The 18,875-nt window shown below is 69.9% G+C and carries 19 protein-coding genes; 3 read left to right on the plus strand and 16 right to left on the minus strand.

All coding sequences use genetic code 11. The features are described 5' to 3' along the window. Positions 1 to 34: 34 nt before the first annotated feature. Together METUNV2_RS0103730 and ccoG are read left to right on the plus strand one after the other, a co-directional pair. Complete coding sequence (locus METUNV2_RS0103730) at positions 35 to 358, plus strand: antibiotic biosynthesis monooxygenase family protein (protein WP_018228162.1); 324 nt, start codon at positions 35 to 37, stop codon at positions 356 to 358. Between the two features lie 116 nt (positions 359 to 474). Then, on the plus strand, positions 475 to 1,872 hold the full coding sequence (ccoG, locus tag METUNV2_RS0103735) for a cytochrome c oxidase accessory protein CcoG (protein ID WP_018228163.1): 1,398 nt from the start codon (positions 475 to 477) through the stop codon (positions 1,870 to 1,872). A gap of 10 nt (positions 1,873 to 1,882) precedes the next feature. On the opposite strand, the gene METUNV2_RS18870 is transcribed toward ccoG, so the two are convergent. The 6 genes from METUNV2_RS18870 to METUNV2_RS0103765 all read right to left on the minus strand — a co-directional run bounded on the left by METUNV2_RS18870 (position 1,883) and on the right by METUNV2_RS0103765 (position 8,164). After that, positions 1,883 to 2,806, minus strand: a complete 924-nt coding sequence (locus tag METUNV2_RS18870) for a helix-turn-helix transcriptional regulator (protein WP_018228164.1) — start codon at positions 2,804 to 2,806, stop codon at positions 1,883 to 1,885. Between the two features lie 8 nt (positions 2,807 to 2,814). After that, positions 2,815 to 4,446 carry an MFS transporter gene (locus METUNV2_RS0103745; RefSeq protein ID WP_018228165.1) on the minus strand — a complete coding sequence of 544 codons (1,632 nt, stop codon included), beginning with the start codon at positions 4,444 to 4,446 and terminating at the stop codon, positions 2,815 to 2,817. A 39-nt stretch (positions 4,447 to 4,485) separates the two neighbouring features. Next, complete coding sequence (locus METUNV2_RS0103750; RefSeq protein ID WP_018228166.1) at positions 4,486 to 6,369, minus strand: amidohydrolase; 1,884 nt, start codon at positions 6,367 to 6,369, stop codon at positions 4,486 to 4,488. Beyond that, a complete protein-coding gene (locus tag METUNV2_RS0103755) occupies positions 6,362 to 6,658 on the minus strand; it encodes a XapX domain-containing protein (RefSeq protein WP_018228167.1) in 297 nt (98 codons plus the stop codon). Before METUNV2_RS0103755 ends, METUNV2_RS0103750 begins: the two co-directional genes overlap by 8 nt. 16 nt (positions 6,659 to 6,674) lie before the next feature. Further along, entirely contained in the window at positions 6,675 to 7,328 is a 654-nt protein-coding gene (locus METUNV2_RS0103760; protein ID WP_018228168.1) for a hydrolase, read from the minus strand. 134 nt (positions 7,329 to 7,462) lie between these two features. After that, complete coding sequence (locus METUNV2_RS0103765; protein WP_018228169.1) at positions 7,463 to 8,164, minus strand: pirin family protein; 702 nt, start codon at positions 8,162 to 8,164, stop codon at positions 7,463 to 7,465. A gap of 102 nt (positions 8,165 to 8,266) precedes the next feature. Here METUNV2_RS0103765 and METUNV2_RS0103770 point away from each other — a divergent pair, with 102 nt between their 5' ends. Continuing rightward, a complete protein-coding gene (locus tag METUNV2_RS0103770; RefSeq protein WP_018228170.1) occupies positions 8,267 to 9,193 on the plus strand; it encodes a LysR family transcriptional regulator in 927 nt (308 codons plus the stop codon). 15 nt (positions 9,194 to 9,208) lie between these two features. Here the strand turns inward: METUNV2_RS0103770 and METUNV2_RS0103775 are convergent, their stop codons facing one another. The 10 genes from METUNV2_RS0103775 to METUNV2_RS0103820 all read right to left on the minus strand — a co-directional run bounded on the left by METUNV2_RS0103775 (position 9,209) and on the right by METUNV2_RS0103820 (position 18,638). Continuing rightward, positions 9,209 to 10,600, minus strand: a complete 1,392-nt coding sequence (locus METUNV2_RS0103775) for an aminotransferase-like domain-containing protein (RefSeq protein ID WP_018228171.1) — start codon at positions 10,598 to 10,600, stop codon at positions 9,209 to 9,211. Next, positions 10,600 to 11,466 (minus strand): Pnap_2097 family protein, encoded by an 867-nt coding sequence (locus METUNV2_RS0103780; protein WP_018228172.1) that lies wholly within the window; start codon positions 11,464 to 11,466, stop codon positions 10,600 to 10,602. The genes METUNV2_RS0103775 and METUNV2_RS0103780 overlap by 1 nt, the downstream gene beginning before the upstream one ends. Next, on the minus strand, positions 11,460 to 12,737 hold the full coding sequence (locus METUNV2_RS0103785) for an MSMEG_0569 family flavin-dependent oxidoreductase (protein WP_018228173.1): 1,278 nt from the start codon (positions 12,735 to 12,737) through the stop codon (positions 11,460 to 11,462). Before METUNV2_RS0103785 ends, METUNV2_RS0103780 begins: the two co-directional genes overlap by 7 nt. A 19-nt stretch (positions 12,738 to 12,756) precedes the next feature. Then, positions 12,757 to 13,044, minus strand: a complete 288-nt coding sequence (locus METUNV2_RS0103790; protein ID WP_018228174.1) for an MSMEG_0570 family nitrogen starvation response protein — start codon at positions 13,042 to 13,044, stop codon at positions 12,757 to 12,759. An 8-nt stretch (positions 13,045 to 13,052) separates the two neighbouring features. Further along, positions 13,053 to 14,228: an MSMEG_0565 family glycosyltransferase gene (locus METUNV2_RS0103795; protein WP_018228175.1), complete on the minus strand. Its 1,176-nt coding sequence runs from the start codon at positions 14,226 to 14,228 to the stop codon at positions 13,053 to 13,055. Further along, complete coding sequence (locus METUNV2_RS0103800) at positions 14,221 to 15,231, minus strand: sll0787 family AIR synthase-like protein (RefSeq protein WP_018228176.1); 1,011 nt, start codon at positions 15,229 to 15,231, stop codon at positions 14,221 to 14,223. Before METUNV2_RS0103800 ends, METUNV2_RS0103795 begins: the two co-directional genes overlap by 8 nt. Next, positions 15,228 to 15,803, minus strand: coding sequence for an MSMEG_0567/Sll0786 family nitrogen starvation N-acetyltransferase (locus METUNV2_RS0103805; RefSeq protein WP_018228177.1), 576 nt, complete (start codon positions 15,801 to 15,803; stop codon positions 15,228 to 15,230). The genes METUNV2_RS0103800 and METUNV2_RS0103805 overlap by 4 nt, the downstream gene beginning before the upstream one ends. Further along, the gene (locus METUNV2_RS0103810) at positions 15,790 to 16,926 is read right to left on the minus strand and encodes an MSMEG_0568 family radical SAM protein (RefSeq protein ID WP_018228178.1); all 1,137 of its coding nucleotides are present in this window, start codon (positions 16,924 to 16,926) and stop codon (positions 15,790 to 15,792) included. The genes METUNV2_RS0103805 and METUNV2_RS0103810 overlap by 14 nt, the downstream gene beginning before the upstream one ends. Beyond that, positions 16,847 to 17,884 (minus strand): Nit6803 family nitrilase, encoded by a 1,038-nt coding sequence (locus METUNV2_RS0103815; RefSeq protein WP_018228179.1) that lies wholly within the window; start codon positions 17,882 to 17,884, stop codon positions 16,847 to 16,849. The genes METUNV2_RS0103810 and METUNV2_RS0103815 overlap by 80 nt, the downstream gene beginning before the upstream one ends. A 271-nt stretch (positions 17,885 to 18,155) precedes the next feature. Further along, entirely contained in the window at positions 18,156 to 18,638 is a 483-nt protein-coding gene (locus METUNV2_RS0103820; RefSeq protein ID WP_018228180.1) for an MSMEG_0572/Sll0783 family nitrogen starvation response protein, read from the minus strand. Positions 18,639 to 18,875 lie beyond the last annotated feature (237 nt).

The following is an 18,875-nucleotide window of genomic DNA, read 5'->3' on the forward strand; positions in this document are numbered from 1 at the left end:
CGCCCCGAGTTTCAGCCTTAGCCCCCGCCCTTACATGTTCACCTCCACCTTCACCTTCGCCAAAGGCCAGTACGACGACGAGTTCCACGCGCTGGACGCAGTCATCGCCGGGGTCGCCCGCGCCATTCCCGGCTATCTCGGTGAGGAAGCGTGGGAAAACGCCGAAACCGGGCTCATTTCGAACGTCTATTACTGGGACTCGATGGACGCGCTGCACGCGCTGATGCAGCACCCGGAGCACATCAAGGCGAAGCAGCTGCAGGCGCGCTGGCTCAAGGGTTATCAGGTGGTGATCGCGCAGGTGGTGCGCACCTATGGCGACAAGGGCATTCCGCATCCGCTGGCGGCGATGACCTGATCCACGGCCCGGACTCTGCGCCCCGCATCTGTGCCTGAGGTGAATCAACTCCGCTGAATCTGTTCCTGTCCGCCCGCGGCGGGTGTACTGCCGGCATCCCTTTCCGGAGCCTGCAGATGAACACCGATACGACGCTGGCGGGCAGCGCGGACGTGGTCCGCGCCGTGCCGCTCACCTTTCATCCCCGCCCGGGCACGGTGCATGCGCGCGCCGTGTCCGGGCGCTTCAACACCTGGCGCTGGGCCATGGTGTGGCTCACCCAGCTCGTTTTCTACGGTGGTGTGTGGCTGCCCTGGCGCGATGGCGATGCGGTGCGGCCGGCGCTGTGGATGGACATTCCGCACGAGCGGCTCTACCTGTTCGACCAGGTGCTGTGGCCGCAGGACGCGCTGCTGTTCGCTTTCGTGCTCATCGTCGCGGCGCTGGCGCTGTTCTTCGTGACCGCGCTGGCCGGCCGGCTGTTCTGCGGCTTCGCCTGTCCGCAGACGGTGTACACGATGATGTTCAGCTGGATCGAGGCGCGCATCGAGGGCAAGCCGGCGGCGCGACGCGCGCTGGACGCCGCGCCGTGGGGCCCGCGCAAGATCGCGATCAAGGGCGTCAAGCACGCGCTGTGGTGGGTGCTGGCGGCCTGGACCGCGATCACCTTCGTCGGCTACTTCACGCCGATACGCGATCTGCTGCCGCGGCTCACCACCTGGGACGTGGGCATGTGGGAAGGTTTCTGGCTCGTTTTCTACGCCAGCTTCACCTGTGTGCAGGCCGGTTTCGCGCGCGAGGCGGTGTGCCAGCACATGTGTCCGTATTCGCGCTTTCAGGGCGTGATGACCGATGCGCACACCCGCCAGGTCGGCTATGACAGGCTGCGCGGCGAGCCGCGCGCGTCCGCCCGCAGCGTGGGTGCCGGCGACTGCGTGGACTGCACGATCTGCGTGCAGGTGTGCCCGACCGGCATCGACATCCGCGACGGCGTGCAGTACGCCTGCATCAACTGCGGCCTGTGCGTCGATGCCTGCGACAGCGTGATGGACAGGGTGGGCCGGGCGCGCGGGCTGATCCGGTTCGCCTCGGAGCATCAGCTCGCAGGTCGCGACCTGCGCCGTCCGCGAATCCGGGCTGCCGTCTATGCGGCGCTGATCGCGCTGTGCGCCGGTACCGCGCTGTGGCTGCTGGCGAACCGGCCGGCGCTGCGGGTGGATGTGCTGCGTGACCGCAGCGTGCTGGCGCGCGAGGCGGCGGATGGCCGGATCGAGAACGCCTACCTGCTCAAAGTGGCCAACCTGACGCGCCACGAGGTCGACTACGTCGCCCGCGTCGATGGCGTGCCGGGCGCCGCCCTCGTCGGCAGCGGCCAGCTGCGCGTGGCGGCCAACAGCGTGGCCAGCCTGCGACTCACCGTGGCGGCGCCGGACGACGGCACGCTGCGCGGCGCGCAGCCGCTGGACGTCGTGGTCGCACCCCGCGGGCGACCGGACGAAAGCGCCCGCGAGCGCAGCCGCTTCCTGTTCCCCTAGGCACCGGCACTCAGCCCGTATCCGTCACGCCGGCCGTCCGGCGCCATGCGCCGGGCGACAGGCCGTAGGCGCGGCGGAAGGTGCGGGTGAGATGGCTCTGGTCGGCGAAGCCGCAGGCGCTGGCGATCTGCGCCAGCGTGAGCGGACCGCGCAGCAGCGAGTGCACCTGTTGCAGGCGGTGGGCGAGCATCCACTGCTGCGGCGTGCGACCGGTGGTTTCGAGAAAGGCGCGCGTGAAGTGGCTGCGTGACAGTCCGCAGGCCTCGGCCACGGCGGCGACCGACACGCGGTCGAAGGCGTGGGCAGCCAGGAATTCGCAGGCGATGCGGTGCTGCGCGGCAGACAGTCGGCCCGGGCGTGCAGGCCGACCTACCGCTCCGCCGTAACTGCGCAGCAGGTGCTGCTGCAGTGTCAGCATCGTTTCGTCGACAAACAGCGGCGCGGCGCAGGCCGGGTCGGTCAGCGCGGGCAGCAGAGACTGCAGTAGCGCCACGATCACCGGGTCGCGCGTACCGGGCGGTGCGCGCAGCGTGCCGCCGCCGCGCAGGCCGGCATCCCGCGCGCAGTCCTCCAGCACGGCGGCCGGCAGCTGCACGCGCACGTTGTCGAACGGCGCGTCGTGCGCGCAGCGCCATTCGTCACCCAGATGCGTGATGGCCAGCGTGCCCGCCGCGTGTCCGCCGCGGAATACCAGCCGTCCGCGTTTCCACAGCCGGTGGGCGGTGAAGTCGCGTCGCTGCACGATGACGCTGAATGCGTCGACGCAGGGAATGGGCATGCCGACGCCGAGCGGGCCGCCGTCATGGCGCATGCGCACGATGGCGGCGTCGGCCGAATGCAGCATCCACACATGCGGGCCGGCCGGACCCGGTACGCCGTTGCGCGGCTCACGCTGGCGGTGGGGTGACCCGGCGTCATGGCCGTCCATGCTCATGCGGCGGCTCAGTGCGGGTGTGCCGGCACCGGCACCCGTGAAAGCTGCGGGTCGAGCGCGAGGAAGTGATGCACTCTCGGCCGCTCCGGCCCGACATGGAGGCGCAGCGCCTCGCCCTGCAGGTCGGCGCCCGCTTTCGATACCCGCTGATGCTGGCGCAGGTGCTCGGCCCAGGACTCGACCAGGAACCACTCGACCACGCGTTCGGGGTCTGCCGTGTCCTCGGCCACACCCCAGGCGTAGGCGCCGTCACGCCGGCGGTCGCGCGCCAGCGCATGCATGGCCTGCATGAAGGCCGGCAGATCCGGGCGGCGTACGCGGTACTCGATCTGGATCATGACCGGGCCACGGTCGTGCGCGACCGGCGCGGCGAGCAGCGGCTCCGGCCAGTGGTTGGACGGCTGCAGGTCGGCTTCGCCGGCCGGCAGGCGAAGCCGATGCGCGCCCAGCGCGACCGCCGCCAGCGCAACAGCGGCCGCCAGCAGCGTCGGCGCCACGCCCAGCTGCTGCGCAAGCAGGCCCCAGCCCAGGCTGCCCGCCGCCATCGCGCCATTGAATACCATCAGGTAGATGGCCAGCCCGCGCCCGCGCACCCAGTTCGGCAGTACCGCCTGTGCCACGCCGTTCAGCGTGGTCAGCGCGATGATCCAGCCGGCGCCCAGCACCAGCATCAGCGGCACCGCCAGCCATTGCGGCGGCGCCAGCGACAGTGCAGCGACGACGGTCGCGGTGAGCAGCGAGGCGAGCAGCACCTGCGCGTCCGGGCCGAGCCGCCGGCGCAGCGATGGCAGCAGCACCGCACCGGCGATCGCGCCCACGCCCACCGCACCCAGCAGCAGGCCGTAGAAGCCCGCGCTGCCGCCCAGCATGTTGCGCGCAACCAGCGGCAGCAGCGCCCAGGCGGCGCTCGCCAGCATGAAGAACAGCGCGGCGCGCAGCAGCACCACATGCAGTTCGCGGCTGGCGCGGGCGTAGCGGATGCCGGCGCGGAAGGCGCCGAAGAACTGCTCCGGCACCGCGGCCGGTTCAGCCGCCGGCCGACGCCACCAGAGCAGTGCGGCAATCACGAACGCGTAGCTCAGCACGTCGGCGCCGTAGGCGGCGGCTGCGCCGAAGCTGGCCAGCAGCAGGCCGCCGGCGGCCGGGCCGGCAGCACGGGCGATATTCACGCCCAGTGAGTTGAGCGCCACCGCGTTCTTCAGGTCAGTACGCGGCACCAGCTCCGGCACGATGGCCTGCCATGACGGCCCCATCAGCGCGGCGCCGATGCCGCCGATGAAGGTGAGCGTGATCAGCGCGCCGACGGTCAGTGCCTGCGTCGACGCCAGCACCAGCAGCGTGACGCTGACGCAGGCCAGCAGCACCTGCACCGCGATCAGCAGCCGCCGCCGGTCCAGCGTGTCGGACAGCACGCCGGCCGGCAGCGCGAGCAGGAAGACCGGCAGCGTCGCCGCGGTCTGGATCATCGCCACCGCGGCCGGGCTGGCCGACAGTTCGGTCACCATCCAGGCGCTGGCGACGTCGCGCATGAAGGTGCCGATATTGCCCAGCACCGTCGCGCACCACAGCACGGCGAATACCGGCTGGCGCAGCGGCGCGAAACTGCCGGCGGCCGGCGGGGAGGTCGTGTGTGTCTGCATGGCGGCGCTCCTGCCGGCGGATATGAAGAGGCGGTGTGTTCAGACGGCCCAGCAGGAACAGCCGAGCGCGCCCCAGAAGCTCTTGAGATCACCGGCGGGAACGCGGCTGCCCCAGGCGTCGGCATGGCTGTGGCCGTGTACGCCGCAGGCGCTGGCGCAGCCGCAGGCCGCCGCAGCCTGACGCATTGTCAGCGGCGCCGCCTTGCCGTCGCCCCAGCCGGCATAGCCGCCGAAGCGGCGCACCGGCGACCAGTCGGGCATGGCGGGCGGCGGCGCGTCGTGGTCGAGCGCGGCGAAATCGCCGGCGGCATACACCACCTTGCCGCCCACCACGGTGAGCAGCGAAGTGGTGTCGGCGATGTCGGCTTCGGCGCAGGCGAAGAAGTCGCGGTCCGGCACGATGAGGTCGGCGAACTGGCCGGCCGCGATGCGGCCCTTGCGGCCGACTTCGTTCGAGAACCAGGTCACCTTCTCGGTCCACATGCGCAGTGCGGTTTCGCGGTCCAGGCAGTTGCGCTGCGGATAGATGCGCAGGCCGCCGACGGTGCGGCCGGTGACCAGCCAGGACAGCGACACCCACGGGTTGTACGAGGCGACCCGGGTGGCATCGGTGCCGGCCGATACGTTCACGCCCTTCTCCAGCATGCGCGCCACCGGCGGCGTGGCCTGGGCCGCATCGATGCCGTAGCGCTCGACGAAGTACTCGCCCTGGAAGGCCATGCGGTGCTGGACCGCCACGCCGCCGCCGAGCGCGGCAATGCGGTCGATCGAGCGCTCGGAAATGGTCTCGGCGTGGTCGAAGAACCAGTTCAGGCCCCGCAGCGGAATGTCTTGATTGACCCGCTCGAATACGTCGAGCGCGCGCGATATCGTTTCGTCGTAGGTTGCATGCAGTCGCCACGGCCAGCGGTTCTGCGCGAGCACGCGCACCACCTCTTCCAGCTCGCCTTCCATCTCCGGCGCGAGCTCGGGTCGCGGCTGGCGGAAGTCCTCGAAGTCGGCTGCCGAGAACACAAGCATTTCGCCGGCGCCGTTGTGGCGGAAGTAATCGCTGCCCTGCTTGTAGGTCGAGGAGGCGGTCCAGTTCAGGAAGTCCGCCTTCTCCTGGCCGGCCTTCTGCGTGAACAGGTTGTAGGCGAGCCGTATCGTGAGCTGGCCGGCATCGGCCAGTTCCTGGATCACGCGGTAATCGTCCGGGTAGTTCTGGAAGCCACCGCCGGCGTCGATGGCGCCGGTCACGCCGAGGCGGTTCAGCTCGCGCATGAAGTGACGGGTCGAATTCAGCTGGTATTCGTACGGCAGCTTCGGCCCCTTGGCCAGCGTCGCGTACAGGATGGCGGCATTGGGCTTGGCCAGCAGCAGGCCGGTCGGGTTGCCGGCGCTGTCGCGCGCGATCTCGCCGCCGTGCGGCGCCGGCGTGTCACGCGTGTAGCCGACTGCGCGCAACGCGGCGCCATTGAGCAGCGCGCGGTCGTATAGATGCAGCAGGAACACCGGCGTATCCGGCGCGATGGCGTTGATCTCGTCCAGCGTCGGCAGGCGCTTCTCGACGAACTGATGTTCGGTGAAGCCGCCGACCACGCGCACCCACTGCGGCGCCGGCGTCACCGCGACCTGGCGCTTTAGCATGTCGAGCGCATCGGCCAGGCTGCGCACGCCGTCCCAGCGCAGTTCCATGTTGAAGTTCAGACCGCCGCGGATGATGTGCAGGTGATTGTCGATCAGGCCCGGCAGCACGCGCCGGCCCTTCAGGTCGATCAGGCGGGTGGCCGGTCCGGCCAGTGGCAGCACGTCTTCCTGTCGGCCGACGCGCTGGAACACGCCATCGCGGATGGCCACCGCGTCGGCTTCCGGGTTGCCGCGGTCCAGCGTGGTGAAGCGGCCGTGGTACAGGATCAGGTCGGGGTGCGATGCGTCATCCATGGCGGTCCTCGCTCGAAGTGTGTGCGTTCAGCGTGCTGGGACACCCCTTCGGGGCGCATTCCGGCAGCTTGCCGAACATGTGTGGCCTGACCTGGTGCTGCAGCCAGCCGTGCGTGTCCGCTTCACGCTGGAACAGATGCCTGACCAGCGGCGGGATCTGTTCGCCGGCCAGGATGCCGAGCAGCCCGGCCAGCGCGATCACCGGCGGCGCCGGCGAGCGCACGCCCAGCAGCGCATAGATCATGCCCACGAGCAGACCGACGGCAAGGGAGAGGATATAGGGCTTCATGGGCGTGCGTGCCGGCTCAGCCCTCGTGGGCGCCGAACATCGTCTTGGCGTAGGTGATGCCGATGCCGTAGCCACCGCCGAACTTCTTCGCGATGCCGGTCGTCATGTCGTAGGTACCGGTGCGCGCCCAGTCACGCTGCAGTTCCAGCAGGTATTGCAGCGAGGTGATCGGCCGGGCACCGGCCTGCACCATGCGTTCCATCGCGCGGTTGTGCGCCTCGACCGAAACGTCGCCACAGGCGTCGGCGATCACGTACACCTCGAAGCCCTGGTCGAGTGCAGACAGCGCCGGCCCGACGATGCACACGCTGGTCCACAGCCCGGCCAGCACGATGCGGTCCTTGCCGATCTCGTTGATGCGGCGGATGACGGCGGCGTCCTCCCAGGTGTTCATCGACGTGCGGTCGAGCAGGGCCTGACCCGGAAAGGGCGCGGTCACCTCGTCGAACATCGGACCGGAAAAACTCTTCTCGGCCACCGTGGTGAGAATGGTCGACACCTCGAAACCGGCGGCCGCGCTGGCCACGAGGCCGGCGTTGGAGCGCAGCGTGATGGCATCGATCGAATGGGTGGCGAAGGCCATCTGCGACTGGAAGTCGATCATGACCAGCGTGTGGTCCTGCGCGTTGAGCAGCGACGCGCCGGGCGTGGGGGTGGCGTTGATGGGCATTGCATTCTCCTTGCTGTGAGCGGCCGGCCGGATGGCCGGACCATGAAGGCGGACACAGCCTATGCAGCGCCGATCGCCCGGTATTGAACATTTGTGCTGCAACAGGCCCCGACGCCGGAGCGCCGGGGCCTGCGTCAGGCTGTCGTATCGACCAGCACCAGTTCCGCATCGGCGTGCGCGGTGACGCGGATCACCGCCTCGTCGCGGATGGCCGCGCCGTCGCGGGCCTCGAGCGCCACGCCATTGACCTCGATCTGACCGCTCGCCGGTACCAGGTAGCCGTAACGGCCGGGCGCAAACCGGTATTCGGCGGTTTCACCGGCACGCAGGGTGGCGCCGAGCACGCGGGCGTCGGCACGGATGGGCAGCGCGTCGTCGTCGTTCGCCGATCCGCTGGCCAGCGCGACAAACTGGCCGGCCCGCTCGGCCCGCGGGAAGGGCTTCGCGCCCCAGGTCGGCGCCTCGCCGCGGCGGTCAGGCTCGATCCATATCTGGAAGATGCGGGTGCGACCGCGTTCCAGGTTGTATTCCGAGTGGCGAATGCCGCTGCCGGCGCTCATCACCTGCACGTCGCCCGCTTCGGTACGGCCGCGGTTGCCCAGGCTGTCCTGGTGCGTGATGGCGCCTTCGCGCACATAGGTGACGATTTCCATGTCGGCGTGTCCGTGCATCGGGAAACCGCCGCCAGCCTCTATCGTGTCGTCGTTCCAGACGCGCAGCGCGCCCCAGCTCATGCGTGCCGGGTGGTGGTACCCAGAGAACGAGAAGTGCTGGCTGGCGTCCAGCCAGCCGTGGTCGGCCTTGCCCAGTCCGTTGAATGTGCGGCGTTCGATCATGAGAGGTCTCCTTGAAAGGTCGCGTTGCGATGATTCAAAGATACGCACCACAGATCGAATGGAAAATGGAAAATATGGAAAACGATACTTTCCATTAATGCGATGAAAAGACTGCCTGATCTCGAAGCGTGGGCCATCTTCGCCAAGGTTGCGGAAACCGGCTCCTTCGCCCGCGCGGCGACCGAACTGGTGCTGTCGCAGGCGACCGTGTCCAAGGCCATCACGCGACTGGAGGCACGGATGCGGACCACGCTGTTTCACCGCACCTCGCGCCGCATGTCGCTGACCGAAAGCGGGCAGGCGGCACTGGAACGCGCCACCCGCATCCTCGACGAAGGAGAGGCGGTCGAGGCGGAAATGAGCGAACAGTCGGCCTCGCTGCGCGGACATATCCGCATCGCCGCGCCGATGTCCTTCGGCATATCGCACCTGTCGCCCGAACTGCCTGCCTTCATGCAGCGCTACCCGGAGGTGACGCTGGAGGTCAGCTTCAGCGACCAGCAGGTCGACCTGGTGGCGCAGGGTTTCGACCTCGGGCTGCGCATTGCCACGCTGGCTGATTCCAGTCTGCTGGCACGCCGGCTGTGCACGGTGCGCATCCTGCTGGTCGGTGCGCCCGCCTACTTCGAACGACAGGGCACGCCTGCCCACCCGCGTGACCTGGCGGAACACCGCGCACTGCATTACGCGCACACGCGCAGCACCGCTGCCGCGTGGCGCTTTCGCCACGCGCGTCATGGCGAATTCTCGATTGCGGTGCCGGTGCCGCTGCAGGTGAACAACGCCGAAGGTCTGACGCCGGCCCTGCGCGCCGGCCTCGGGCTGGCGCTGCAACCGGAGTTCCTGGTGTGGGAAGACCTGCAGTCCGGCGCACTGCGGACGGCGATGGACGACTGGCAGGTGCCGAATATCGCGCTGCACGTGGTGACGCCGCCGGGTCGTGCGCGGCCTGCGCGCGTGCAGGTGCTGATCGATTTCCTGGCGGCGCGCTTCGGCCACGCCCCGTGGGGACGCAGCGGCGACGCGTGAGGCGGCAGCGCTTCGCTACATCACGTGCAGGTGCGGATGCAGCGGATGTTCCAGCGTGTCGGCGATCAGGCGCAGCGCGATGTCGCAGTCCTCGCGCGACATCGGGCCGCCGAGGCAGACGCGCACCGCGTCCGGCGGCGTGCCGTCGGTGCTGAAGGCGGCGCTGGCGACGACTGCCACGCCCTGCGCGCGCAGGTTGGAAGCGAATTCGACCATGGCCCAGTCCGGGCCCAGCGGCAGCCAGAAGTGGAAGCCTTCAGGCTGTGCGCGCAGCGGGTGGCCGGCCAGCAGTCGTGCCGCGATGGCCTGGCGTGCGGCGGATTCCGAGCGTATGGCGTCCAGCATCGTGTCTGCAGTGCCGTCCGTGATCCAGCGCGTGGCCAGCGCGCTGGTGACCGGTGAGCACATGACGGTGGTGGCTCTCAGCGCACCGGCCAGCCGCTCGGCCTGACGCGGCCCCGGGGCATGCACGTAGGCGGTGCGCAGCCCGGCGCCGAAGCACTTCGACAGGCCGCCGATGTAATAGGTGAGCGCCGGTGCCAGCGTGGCCAGCGGCGGCGGCACCTCGCGCGGCAGCATGGCGTAGGCGTCGTCCTCGATGATGGGAATGGCGTAGCGCAGCGCGACATCGACCAGCGCTTCGCGTCGTGCGCGGGTGACCGTGCCGGTGGTCGGGTTCAGCAGCGTCGGGTTGCAGTACAGCGCACGCGGCTTCAGCGTGCGGCAGGCCTGCTCGAACGCCTCTGCGCTGGGACCGTCGTCGTCCAGCGGCAGCGCGTGCAGCTGCACGCCGAGCTGGGCGGCAATGGCCTTGATGCCCGGATAGGTCAGCGATTCGACGCAGATCGTCTCGCCCGGCCGCGCCAGCAGCGACACCAGCGCGGTCAGCGCGCTGTGGATGCCCGGACATACCAGCACCCGTTCGGCGGCGCACAGCGGCAGACGCTGGCGCAGCCAGTGCACGCCGGCCGCCCGGTCCTCGCGCGAGCCGCCGAAATCCTGGTAGCGCAGCAGATCGTTCCAGTCGGACTGCGCCATCACCTCGGCGGCGCTGTCGCGCAGATGGGCGAGCAGCGCCGGGTCCTGTGGCTCGGGCGGCAGGTTCATCGTCATTTCCGCCGCGCTGCCGCCGCGCAGTGCCAGGCCGGGCGTGCTGCCGCGGACAAAGGAGCCCATGCCGGCGCGCGCGTCGATCAGGCCGCGCTTGCGCGCTTCGGCATAGCCGCGTGCCACCGTGGTGTAGTTCAGTTCGAGCGCGTCGGCCAGATCGCGCAGCGCGGGCAGGCGGTCACGCGGACTCAGCCGGCCGCTGCGCACGTCTTCGGCGATGAGGTCGGCGATCAGCAGATAGGCCGGTTTGTTGCTCGCACGGATGCGCTTGAGCCAGTGCTGGGCGGTCTTGTCCATCAGGCCACTCGTCGTTTGCGGGTGAGAGCGTCGGCGATGCGGGCACCGTCGGCGCAGCGGCTCAGGCGTATCCAGTGCGCGCACTCGTCGCCGTCGTCGCGCTCGGCCAGCAGTTCGGCGCGCACCGATTCGCCCGGATCGATGTTGCCGTAGAAATACAGTTCGCGCTCGACCGTGCGTGCGGGCCGCAGGCCGTACCACGACAGTTCGGCGCGGTCGGCCAGCGCCTGGAAGCTGGCGAAGTAGAGCAGGCCGGCGCCGTTGAAGTCGTTGTGCGGGCAGGGTGTGAAGTCGGCGCTGCGCAGCGCGCCGCCGTGTGCGGCGGGGTGCAGGCCCATGCGGCCGATGCCGCCGCTGGTGCGGAACACGCGGGCGCGCGCCTGCAGCGACAGCGCGGCGTCGGTCAGTGTGCGGTCGTCGGCTTCCGCGCTGTCGACGTCGACCGGGGCGCGCGCGATGCTGCGATTGCTGCCGGCCTCGCGCCGCACGAAGGCGGACAGCAGTTCGATGCGCGCGCCGCGCTGCGTGCCGGTGCGCAGGGTCTGGGCACTGTAGTGCTGGGCACGGCCGGGCGAGGTGGCGCGCACCGCCAGCGAGAACGGCGCGTTCTCGCTCACCGCGTCCAGTCTTGCATCGTGCAGGTGCAGCGCGGTCAGCGCGGCGTAGCTCTTGTGGCCGGCTTCATCGGCGAATTCCGGCACCGGCATGCCGCGTGCCTGTGCGATCGCCAGCCAGTGCAGGTGGCCGCACTCCTTCAGCAGCCAGTTCTCCGCCAGACCGTACAGCCCGAGCTGGGGCATGCCGGCGCGGTAGTGCTGCTGCAGCGCGCAGGCCGGGCGCAGGCGGTCGGCGCGGTCCATCAGCATGTCAGCGTCTCCGCGTCGGCGGGCAGTGTGGCGCGCTGTTCGGCGATGCGTGCGGCAAGGTATTCGGCATCGCGCGCCACGCCGGAGAAGCGGCCTGAACCCCAGGTGTGCAGCCAGGGCAGACCGAGGAAAAAGAGGCCCGGCTGCTGTGTTACGCCGCGCACATGCACCGGGTCGCCGCGGCCGTTGAACACCGGCGCGTCGACCCAGCGGAAGTCGGGCGAGAAACCGATGCACCAGATGATGCTGGAGATGCCGGCCGCGACCGGATCGAGCGCGGCGCATTCGTCGCCCGGCTGCCATACCGGCGCGTAGGTCGACGGCGGCGGCGCGGCGATGCCGCGCTCGGCGATGTGTTTGTCGATGACGGCGTTGATGCCGTTGTAGATGCGGTCGGCGTTGTCCAGCGCGTCGCGCAGGCCGGGCGCGAACTGCAGTGCGCCGTCGCGGTAGTCCTGCAGCAGGCCGTACAGCTGCATGCCTTCGAGCGCGAAGCGGCGCAGGTCGATGTCGCGCCCGCCGTCACGGCCGGTCACGTAGTGGTTGGTGTTGTCGCGCACGCCTTCGCGCAGCGGGTGGGCGGTCACCGGCATGTCGTAGTAGCCCATGTCGGCCAGCCAGTCGACCACGTCGCGGCCGCGGTAGAAGCGGGCGCAGCGCGGCGCGTCGCCCACCGCCAGATGCACGGCGCGACCGGCCAGGTGCAGGTCTTCCGCGATCTGCGCGCCGGACTGGCCGGAGCCCACCACCAGCACCGCGCCCGGCGGCAGCGCGTCGGCGTTGCGGTACTGCTCGGAATGCAGCTGCACGATGCCGGCCGGCAGCCGTTCGGCCATGCGCGGCACGATGGGCAGGTGATAGCCGCCGCTGGCCACCACCACCTGGTCGGCGGTCCAGTCGCCGGCCGAGGTCGACAGGTGGAAGCCGCCGTCCGGTCGCGGCGACACGCGCTGCACCGACACGCCTTCGCGCATCGGCGGATTCACCTTGCGGCGGAAGGCGTCGAGCCAGGCATTGATCTGGTCCTTCTTCATGAAGCCGTGCGGCTCGGGGCCGTCGTAGGGGTGGCCGGGCAGCGCGCACTGCCAGTTCGGCGTGACCAGGCAGAAGCTGTCCCAGCGCTGGGTGCGCCACACGTGCATCGCACTGTGCTTTTCCAGCACCAGATGGTCGATGCCCGACTGCTGCAGGCAGGCGCTCATCGACAGGCCGGCCTGGCCGCCGCCGACGATGATGACGGGAAGGTGAGGGATGGATTCGGGGGTGCTCATGGTGTTCTCCTGGCGGCGGTCAGTCGTCGAAACTGACCAGGTCGATGTGCTGCTGCGGGTCGTCGCCCCAGCGGGCGGCGAGCTGTTCGAGGTCGGCCAGCTGGTCCATCGCGGCCGAACAGGCGAAGCCGTACTTCGCGCGCACCCGCTCGGAAGCGATGTGCAGCGCCTCGCGCACCGAATGCATGAAATCGGGCAGCGGATAGCGGCTGCCCGGCGCGAAGTAGTCCTTGATCACCAGCGACGGCGAGTAGCAGCGGGTTTCGCTCGCGTCCGGCCAGCGGACGGTGAAGTGCATGGCGGGCATGTAGGTCCTCAGACGGTTGCGGGTTGGCGCGCCGGTGCGATGCACAGGGCGCGGTAGAGCTCGACGTGGCGGGCGGCGCTGGCGGCCCAGCTGTAGCGGTGGCAGACCGGCGGCGGCGTGCGCAGCAGCGCAGCGCGGGCCGGATCGAGTGCGTGCCGCATCGCCTGCGCGATCGAGGTGATGTCGAGCGGATCGGCCCAGCTCGCGCTGTCGTCGTCCAGGTATTCGGTGAAGGGCGCGATGCGCGAGGCGACCACCGGCGTGCCGCTGGCCAGCGCCTCCAGCACGACCAGGCCGAAGCCCTCGCGCGTGGACGCCATCACCAGCACATCGGCGAGACGGAACAGCGCTGGCATGTCGGCGTCGTCGAGCGCGCCGGTGATGACGACGTCGCTGCCCTCGCTCAGGCCACTGTCGTGCAGGTCCTCGCGGAAGGCCTGCAGATAGTCGGCGTGATCGAGCAGGCTGGCGCCGCCGGCGATCAGCAGCTGCGCCTGCGGCAGCGCCGGCTTGAGCAGCGCGAAGGCCTGCAGCACGCGACGCGTGTTCTTGCGCGCCTCGATACCGCCGACGGCGAGGAAGACCGGGGCGCCGCGCAGACCGAGGCGCTGCGCCAGTGCGCTGTCACGGGCGTCCGGGGTGCCCGTATAGCGCGCCAGATCGACGCCGTTGTTCACGCAGTGCGCCTGCACGCCCAGTTCGTCCTGCAGGCGCTGCTGCCACAGCCGGCTCACGCACAGCACGGCGCGTGCAGCCCGCACGCCGCGCGTCTGCCAGGCGGCCAGCTGCGGATCGGAAAACGGGTCGAGGTGATGCACGGTGCGCACGAAGCCGTCTGTCAGCCCGCGCTGCTGCAGCGTGGCGAGCGCATTGGCGCCCAGACCGTCCTGTGCGTGCAGCACGTCGAAGCGGGTCTGTTCGAGGCGCGGCGCGAGGTGGTCAACGAAGGCGTCGATGCGGCGGCGGGCCATGTCGACCACGTCGGTCGCGGACGGTGCGACCGGCACCGGCTCGAAATGGCAGTCGATGTGGCGGAACAGGCGCTGGCCCGCCGCGGCCGGCGCGAACACGGTCACCGTGTGGCCCAGCGCATGCAGCGCCTGCGCCAGCTCGACCGTATGCACGACCCCGCCGCGCGGATTGACCGAGTGCGTCAGCAGACCGATGCGCAGTCGCTCAGACATCGATCACCTCCCGCGGCGCGCGGATGAAGGGCTCATCCTTCACGTTCCACAGCAGCGCCCGCTCGCCGCGCTGGGCGAGCCACACTTCGGGCGACGCCGTGACGCGACCGATGCGCGCGGCCGCGATGCCGCGTGCGGCGAAACGTTCGAGCACGCTCAGTCGGTGCTGCGGACGCACCGACAGCACGTAGCCGAAGCTGGGAAAGGACAGCAGCCAGCGCAGCAGCGGCACGCCCTCGGGGCGCGGCACGGTGTCGAGGTCGATCTGCGCGCCGACGCTGGAACATTCGAGCAGCATTAGCGCGCTGCCGATGGCGCCGGCCATGCTCACGTCCTTGCCGGCGTCGCACAGACCGTCTTCGGCCAGGCGCGGCAGGATTTCGATGTCATCGCGCAGTCGCTCGGCCGGCGCACGGGTCGACGCGTTCCAGTACGGATAGGGCTCTTCGAAGGCGCCGCGCAGGTCGATGGCGACAATGAGATCGTCGTCCGGTTGTGCGTCGAAACTGGTGATGAGCCTGCGCGCGCGGCCCAGTACCGCCACCGCGAGCTGGCCGCGCGCCGCGCGGTGATTGCTGTGGCCGCCGACGATGGGCACGCCGTAGCGCGACGAGGCGGCGGCGAGGCCGTCGAGCACCGGCCCGGAACTGTCTGCGCCGTCGCTCCACAGCGCGTCCACCACGGCCAGTGGCCGGCCGCCCATGGCGCAGATGTCGCTCACGTTCACCATGACGCCGCAGTAGCCGGCGAACCACGGCATGCGGGCGACGAATTCTTCGACCAGACCTTCGATCGCGAACAGCAGCCAGCCCTCGCCCGACGGATCGGGAATGGCTGCACAGTCGTCGCCGACCGCCACGGCCTGCGCCATGTCGGCGACGCCGCCGGGCAGTGCGCGACCGAGCGCTGCCATCACGTCGGAAATGTCGCGCTTGTGCGCGAAGCCCGGGCTGCCGCGCAGTGCGTCGGTCAGTTCGGCCAGCGTCAGCGCACCCGGCGTCATGCCGACGCTCCGGCGCTGCGCGCGACGAAGCCGGTGTAGACGTCGTAGCAGGGCGGATAGTGGTCGAGCTGAGCCTGCATCAGCCAGTGCGGCCGGCCGTGCAGCGTTTCCGCCTGCAGCGGCGTCCAGTGCAGGCGACGGAACAGCGGCAGGTTCTGCGCCTGCACGTGGGCGAGGAAGGTATGGGCGCCGCGCGCGTGCGCGCTGGTCACCGCGAGACGGATGAGCGTGGCGCCGAGCCGGCCCTGGCTGCGGAAGGCCGGATGCACCGCGAGGCGCGAACCCCACCACAGGCCGGGGTCGCTCGCGCGGTCCTCGTGGATGCGCACCGTGCCGACCACCTGATCCGGCATGCCGCCGACGCAGGCGAGCGCGACGATGATCTGCGCGTGCTCGTCGATGGCGTCGCGGTCGTCACCCGGGAACACGCCCTGTTCGACGCAGAACACCGCGCGGCGCAGCCGCATCGCCTGGTCGTGCTCCCAGTCGCCGTGCGCCCACTTGATGCGGAACTCGCAGGGCGCGAAGCGCGGTGCCAGTTCGCACAGATCCTTCGCGTCAGCCGACAGCATGGGCCGCCTCCGCGCGTTCGAACGAGGACAGCGACGAGCAGGCGCCGCACTTGCCGCAGCCGGCCTTGATGTCGGCCGAGCGCAGGCCGGCGGCCGACACCCTTTCGCCGAGCGGCGCCAGTATCGAGCGCATGAAGTCCGGCGACGGCGCCGGATGGTCTTCCAGCGGCGTGCCGCTGATCGGCACGAAGGGCACGACGAAGGGATAGACGCCGAGCGCGATGAGTTGCGCGCTCATGTCGAGGATGGCCTCTTTCGTGTCGCCCAGCCCGGCCAGGATGTAGCTGCTCACCTGCCCGCGGCCGAACACCTCGACCGCCGCGGCGAAGGCCTCCATGTAGCGGGCCAGCGGCACCGTGGCCTTGCCCGGCATGATCTGTTCGCGCAGCGCCGGTGTCACCACTTCGAGGTGCATGCCCAGCGTGTCGATGCCGGCCGCCTTCATGCGGGCGAACCAGCGATCATCGTCCGGCGGCTCGCACTGGCCCTGTATCGGCAGGTCGACCGCCGCGCGCACCGCGAACGCCGAATCGCAGAGGACCTGCGCACCGCGGTCCGGCGTGGCCGGCGTGCCGGTGGTCATCACCATGTGCTTCACGCCGTCGAGCAGCACCGCGGCGCGCGCGACCTCGGCCAGCTGTTCCGGCGTCTTGTGCGCGATGGTGCGGCCGGCCGCCAGCGACTGGCCGATCGAACAGAACTTGCAGGCCTTGCGCCGGCTCTCGTAGCGGATGCAGGTCTGCAGCACCGTGGTCGCCAGCACGTCGGCGCCGTGCAGCGTCGCGATGTGCGAGTACGGAATGCCATCGAAGGTCTGCAGCGCGTAGAAGCGCGGCTGCTTCGGAAAGCTGGCCAGCGCGATCGGAATGTGGCCGCGGCGGATCTGCACGCGGCCGTCGGCGTCCGGCGCGTCGGCGCTGAACGGCGACTCGAAGGCGCTGCCGGTATGCACCGGCACCATGATGGTGACGCCATCCACTGTCACCGCCTTGTGGTCGGACGGCCCGGCGCCGCCGCGGCGGCTGGGCGCGCCGGCCTTCGGGTCAGCCAGCCGCAAGCCGTACGACTGCAGCTCCGTCATCAGCTGCCGGCTGGACGCGTCGGGGGTGGTGATCGTGCTCATCGGCAATGCTCCGGGGTGAGGTGTCGTGCAGGGCGACTGTCGTCGTGGCCGGCCGGTCGTTGATGGCCAGGCTCAGCAGTTCGGGACGCGCGTAGTGGCCGACCGAATCCATCATGCGTTTGCGCTTGGTCACCAGCGCCATGTCGAGATCGGCCACCACCATGCCTTCGCCCTCGGTCAGCGGCGGCGCCAGATGTACGCCTTCCGGCGACACGATGGCGGTGTGGCAGCCGCCGCGCAGTGCGCGCTGCAGGCCTGCGTCGGGCGTGATGGACTGGATCTGTTCGTCGCTGAGCCAGCCGGTGGAATTGATGACGAAGCAGCCGGATTCCAGCGCGTGATGGCGGATGGTCACGTCCATCTGGTCGGCGAAGATCTGGCCGACCATCGAGCCCGGAAACTGGGCGCAGTGGATTTCTTCGTGCTGGGTCATCAGCGCATAGCGCGCCAGCGGGTTGTAGTGCTCCCAGCAGGCCAGCGCGCCGAGCCGGCCGATGGCGGTATCGACCACCTTCAGCCCGGCGGCGTCGCCCTGACCCCACACCATGCGCTCGTGATAGGTGGGCGTGATCTTGCGACGCTTCAGCGCGAGACGGCCGTCGGCGTCGAACACCAGCTGGGTGTTGTACAGGCTGCCGTGGTCGCGCTCGTTCACGCCCAGCACCACGACCATGCCGCGCGCCTTTGCGCGCTCCGCTACCGCCTGCGTGACCGGGCCCGGCACCGTCACCGCCCGCTCGTACAGCTTCAGGTGGTCGGCGCCCATGCGCACCGCCGGCTGCACGAAGGAGAAGTAGGGGTAGTAGGGCACGAAGGTTTCCGGGAACACGGCAAGCCGTGCACCGCGGTCCGCCGCTTCGTCGATCGCCGCCAGCACGCGCGTCAGCGTGCCGTCGGCGGATTCGAGGTCGGGCGCGATCTGGATGGCCGCGGCGCGTACGATGCGCGGCGCGCTCATGACCGGCGCTCCGCCGTGCGGCCGGACGCCCGGACCGGGCGATGCGCGCCCGCACGTCCCCACGGCCAGGTCGCTGCGGTCTGCGCCTCCGTGTGCGCAGTGGCCGCGCCGGTCGCGGGCGTGGTCTGGCCCCAGGGCCAGGCCACCGCCCCAGCCGGTGCGGGCTGAGCCGCGGCCATCGGAACCCGAACCGGAGCCGGAGCGCCGCGTTGCGCGAGCGGGAGCACGCCGCAGGCATGCCGGGCGCCGAAGAACGAGCGGGCGCCCATGATCAGAGCGTCCAGGTGTCGAGGATGAAGGCGTTCGACTTGCGATGCAGCAGGATGATGTCCAGCACATCCAGCGGATTGATCGGCCGTATGCCTTCGATCAGCGCGCCTTCACCATGACCGTACAGCGCCTGCAGCGCGAAGCGGCAGGCATACACCTTGCCGCCTTCCTCGATGAATTTCGAAATCTGCTTGTTGAAGTTCTGGTGGCCCGGGAACGCTTCATCACCCAGCGTCGGGAAGCCGCGCTTGACGCCCAGCGTGACGCCCGGGCCGTACAGCAGCACCGAGGTGTCGAAGCCCTTGCGCTGCAGCCGCGTGGCCTGCAGCAGGTTCACGAAACCGATGGAGCCCTCGAAGGCGACGGTGTGGAAGGTGACCAGCGCCTTCTCGCCGGGCTCGGCCTTCACGTCCTCGAACACCTTCTCTTCGTAATCGACGAGGAATTCGCCCTTCTCGTTGGCGGGGCGGGTGACTTTGGGCATGGCAATCTCCGGTGGGTAATGCGTTCAGGAAGGTGGTGCCGGGGATCGGTGCCCCCCGCACTCGCCTTTCCTTTCGCATACCGCGTGCCACACCCGGTCAGCGCGATGCGATCAAGATGCGATCAACCAGCGCACAGGCTGCTGCCGACGCCGGCAGACAATCCGGATCGTTCTGAAAACCCTTTTCAAAGCAGGGTCTTACCCGCCCTTTACGCACCGGAATGAAGCGTGTGCGTG

Origin of the sequence: Methyloversatilis universalis EHg5, assembly GCF_000378945.1 — a bacterium.
In the GTDB taxonomy this organism is placed as follows: domain Bacteria; phylum Pseudomonadota; class Gammaproteobacteria; order Burkholderiales; family Rhodocyclaceae; genus Methyloversatilis; species Methyloversatilis universalis_A.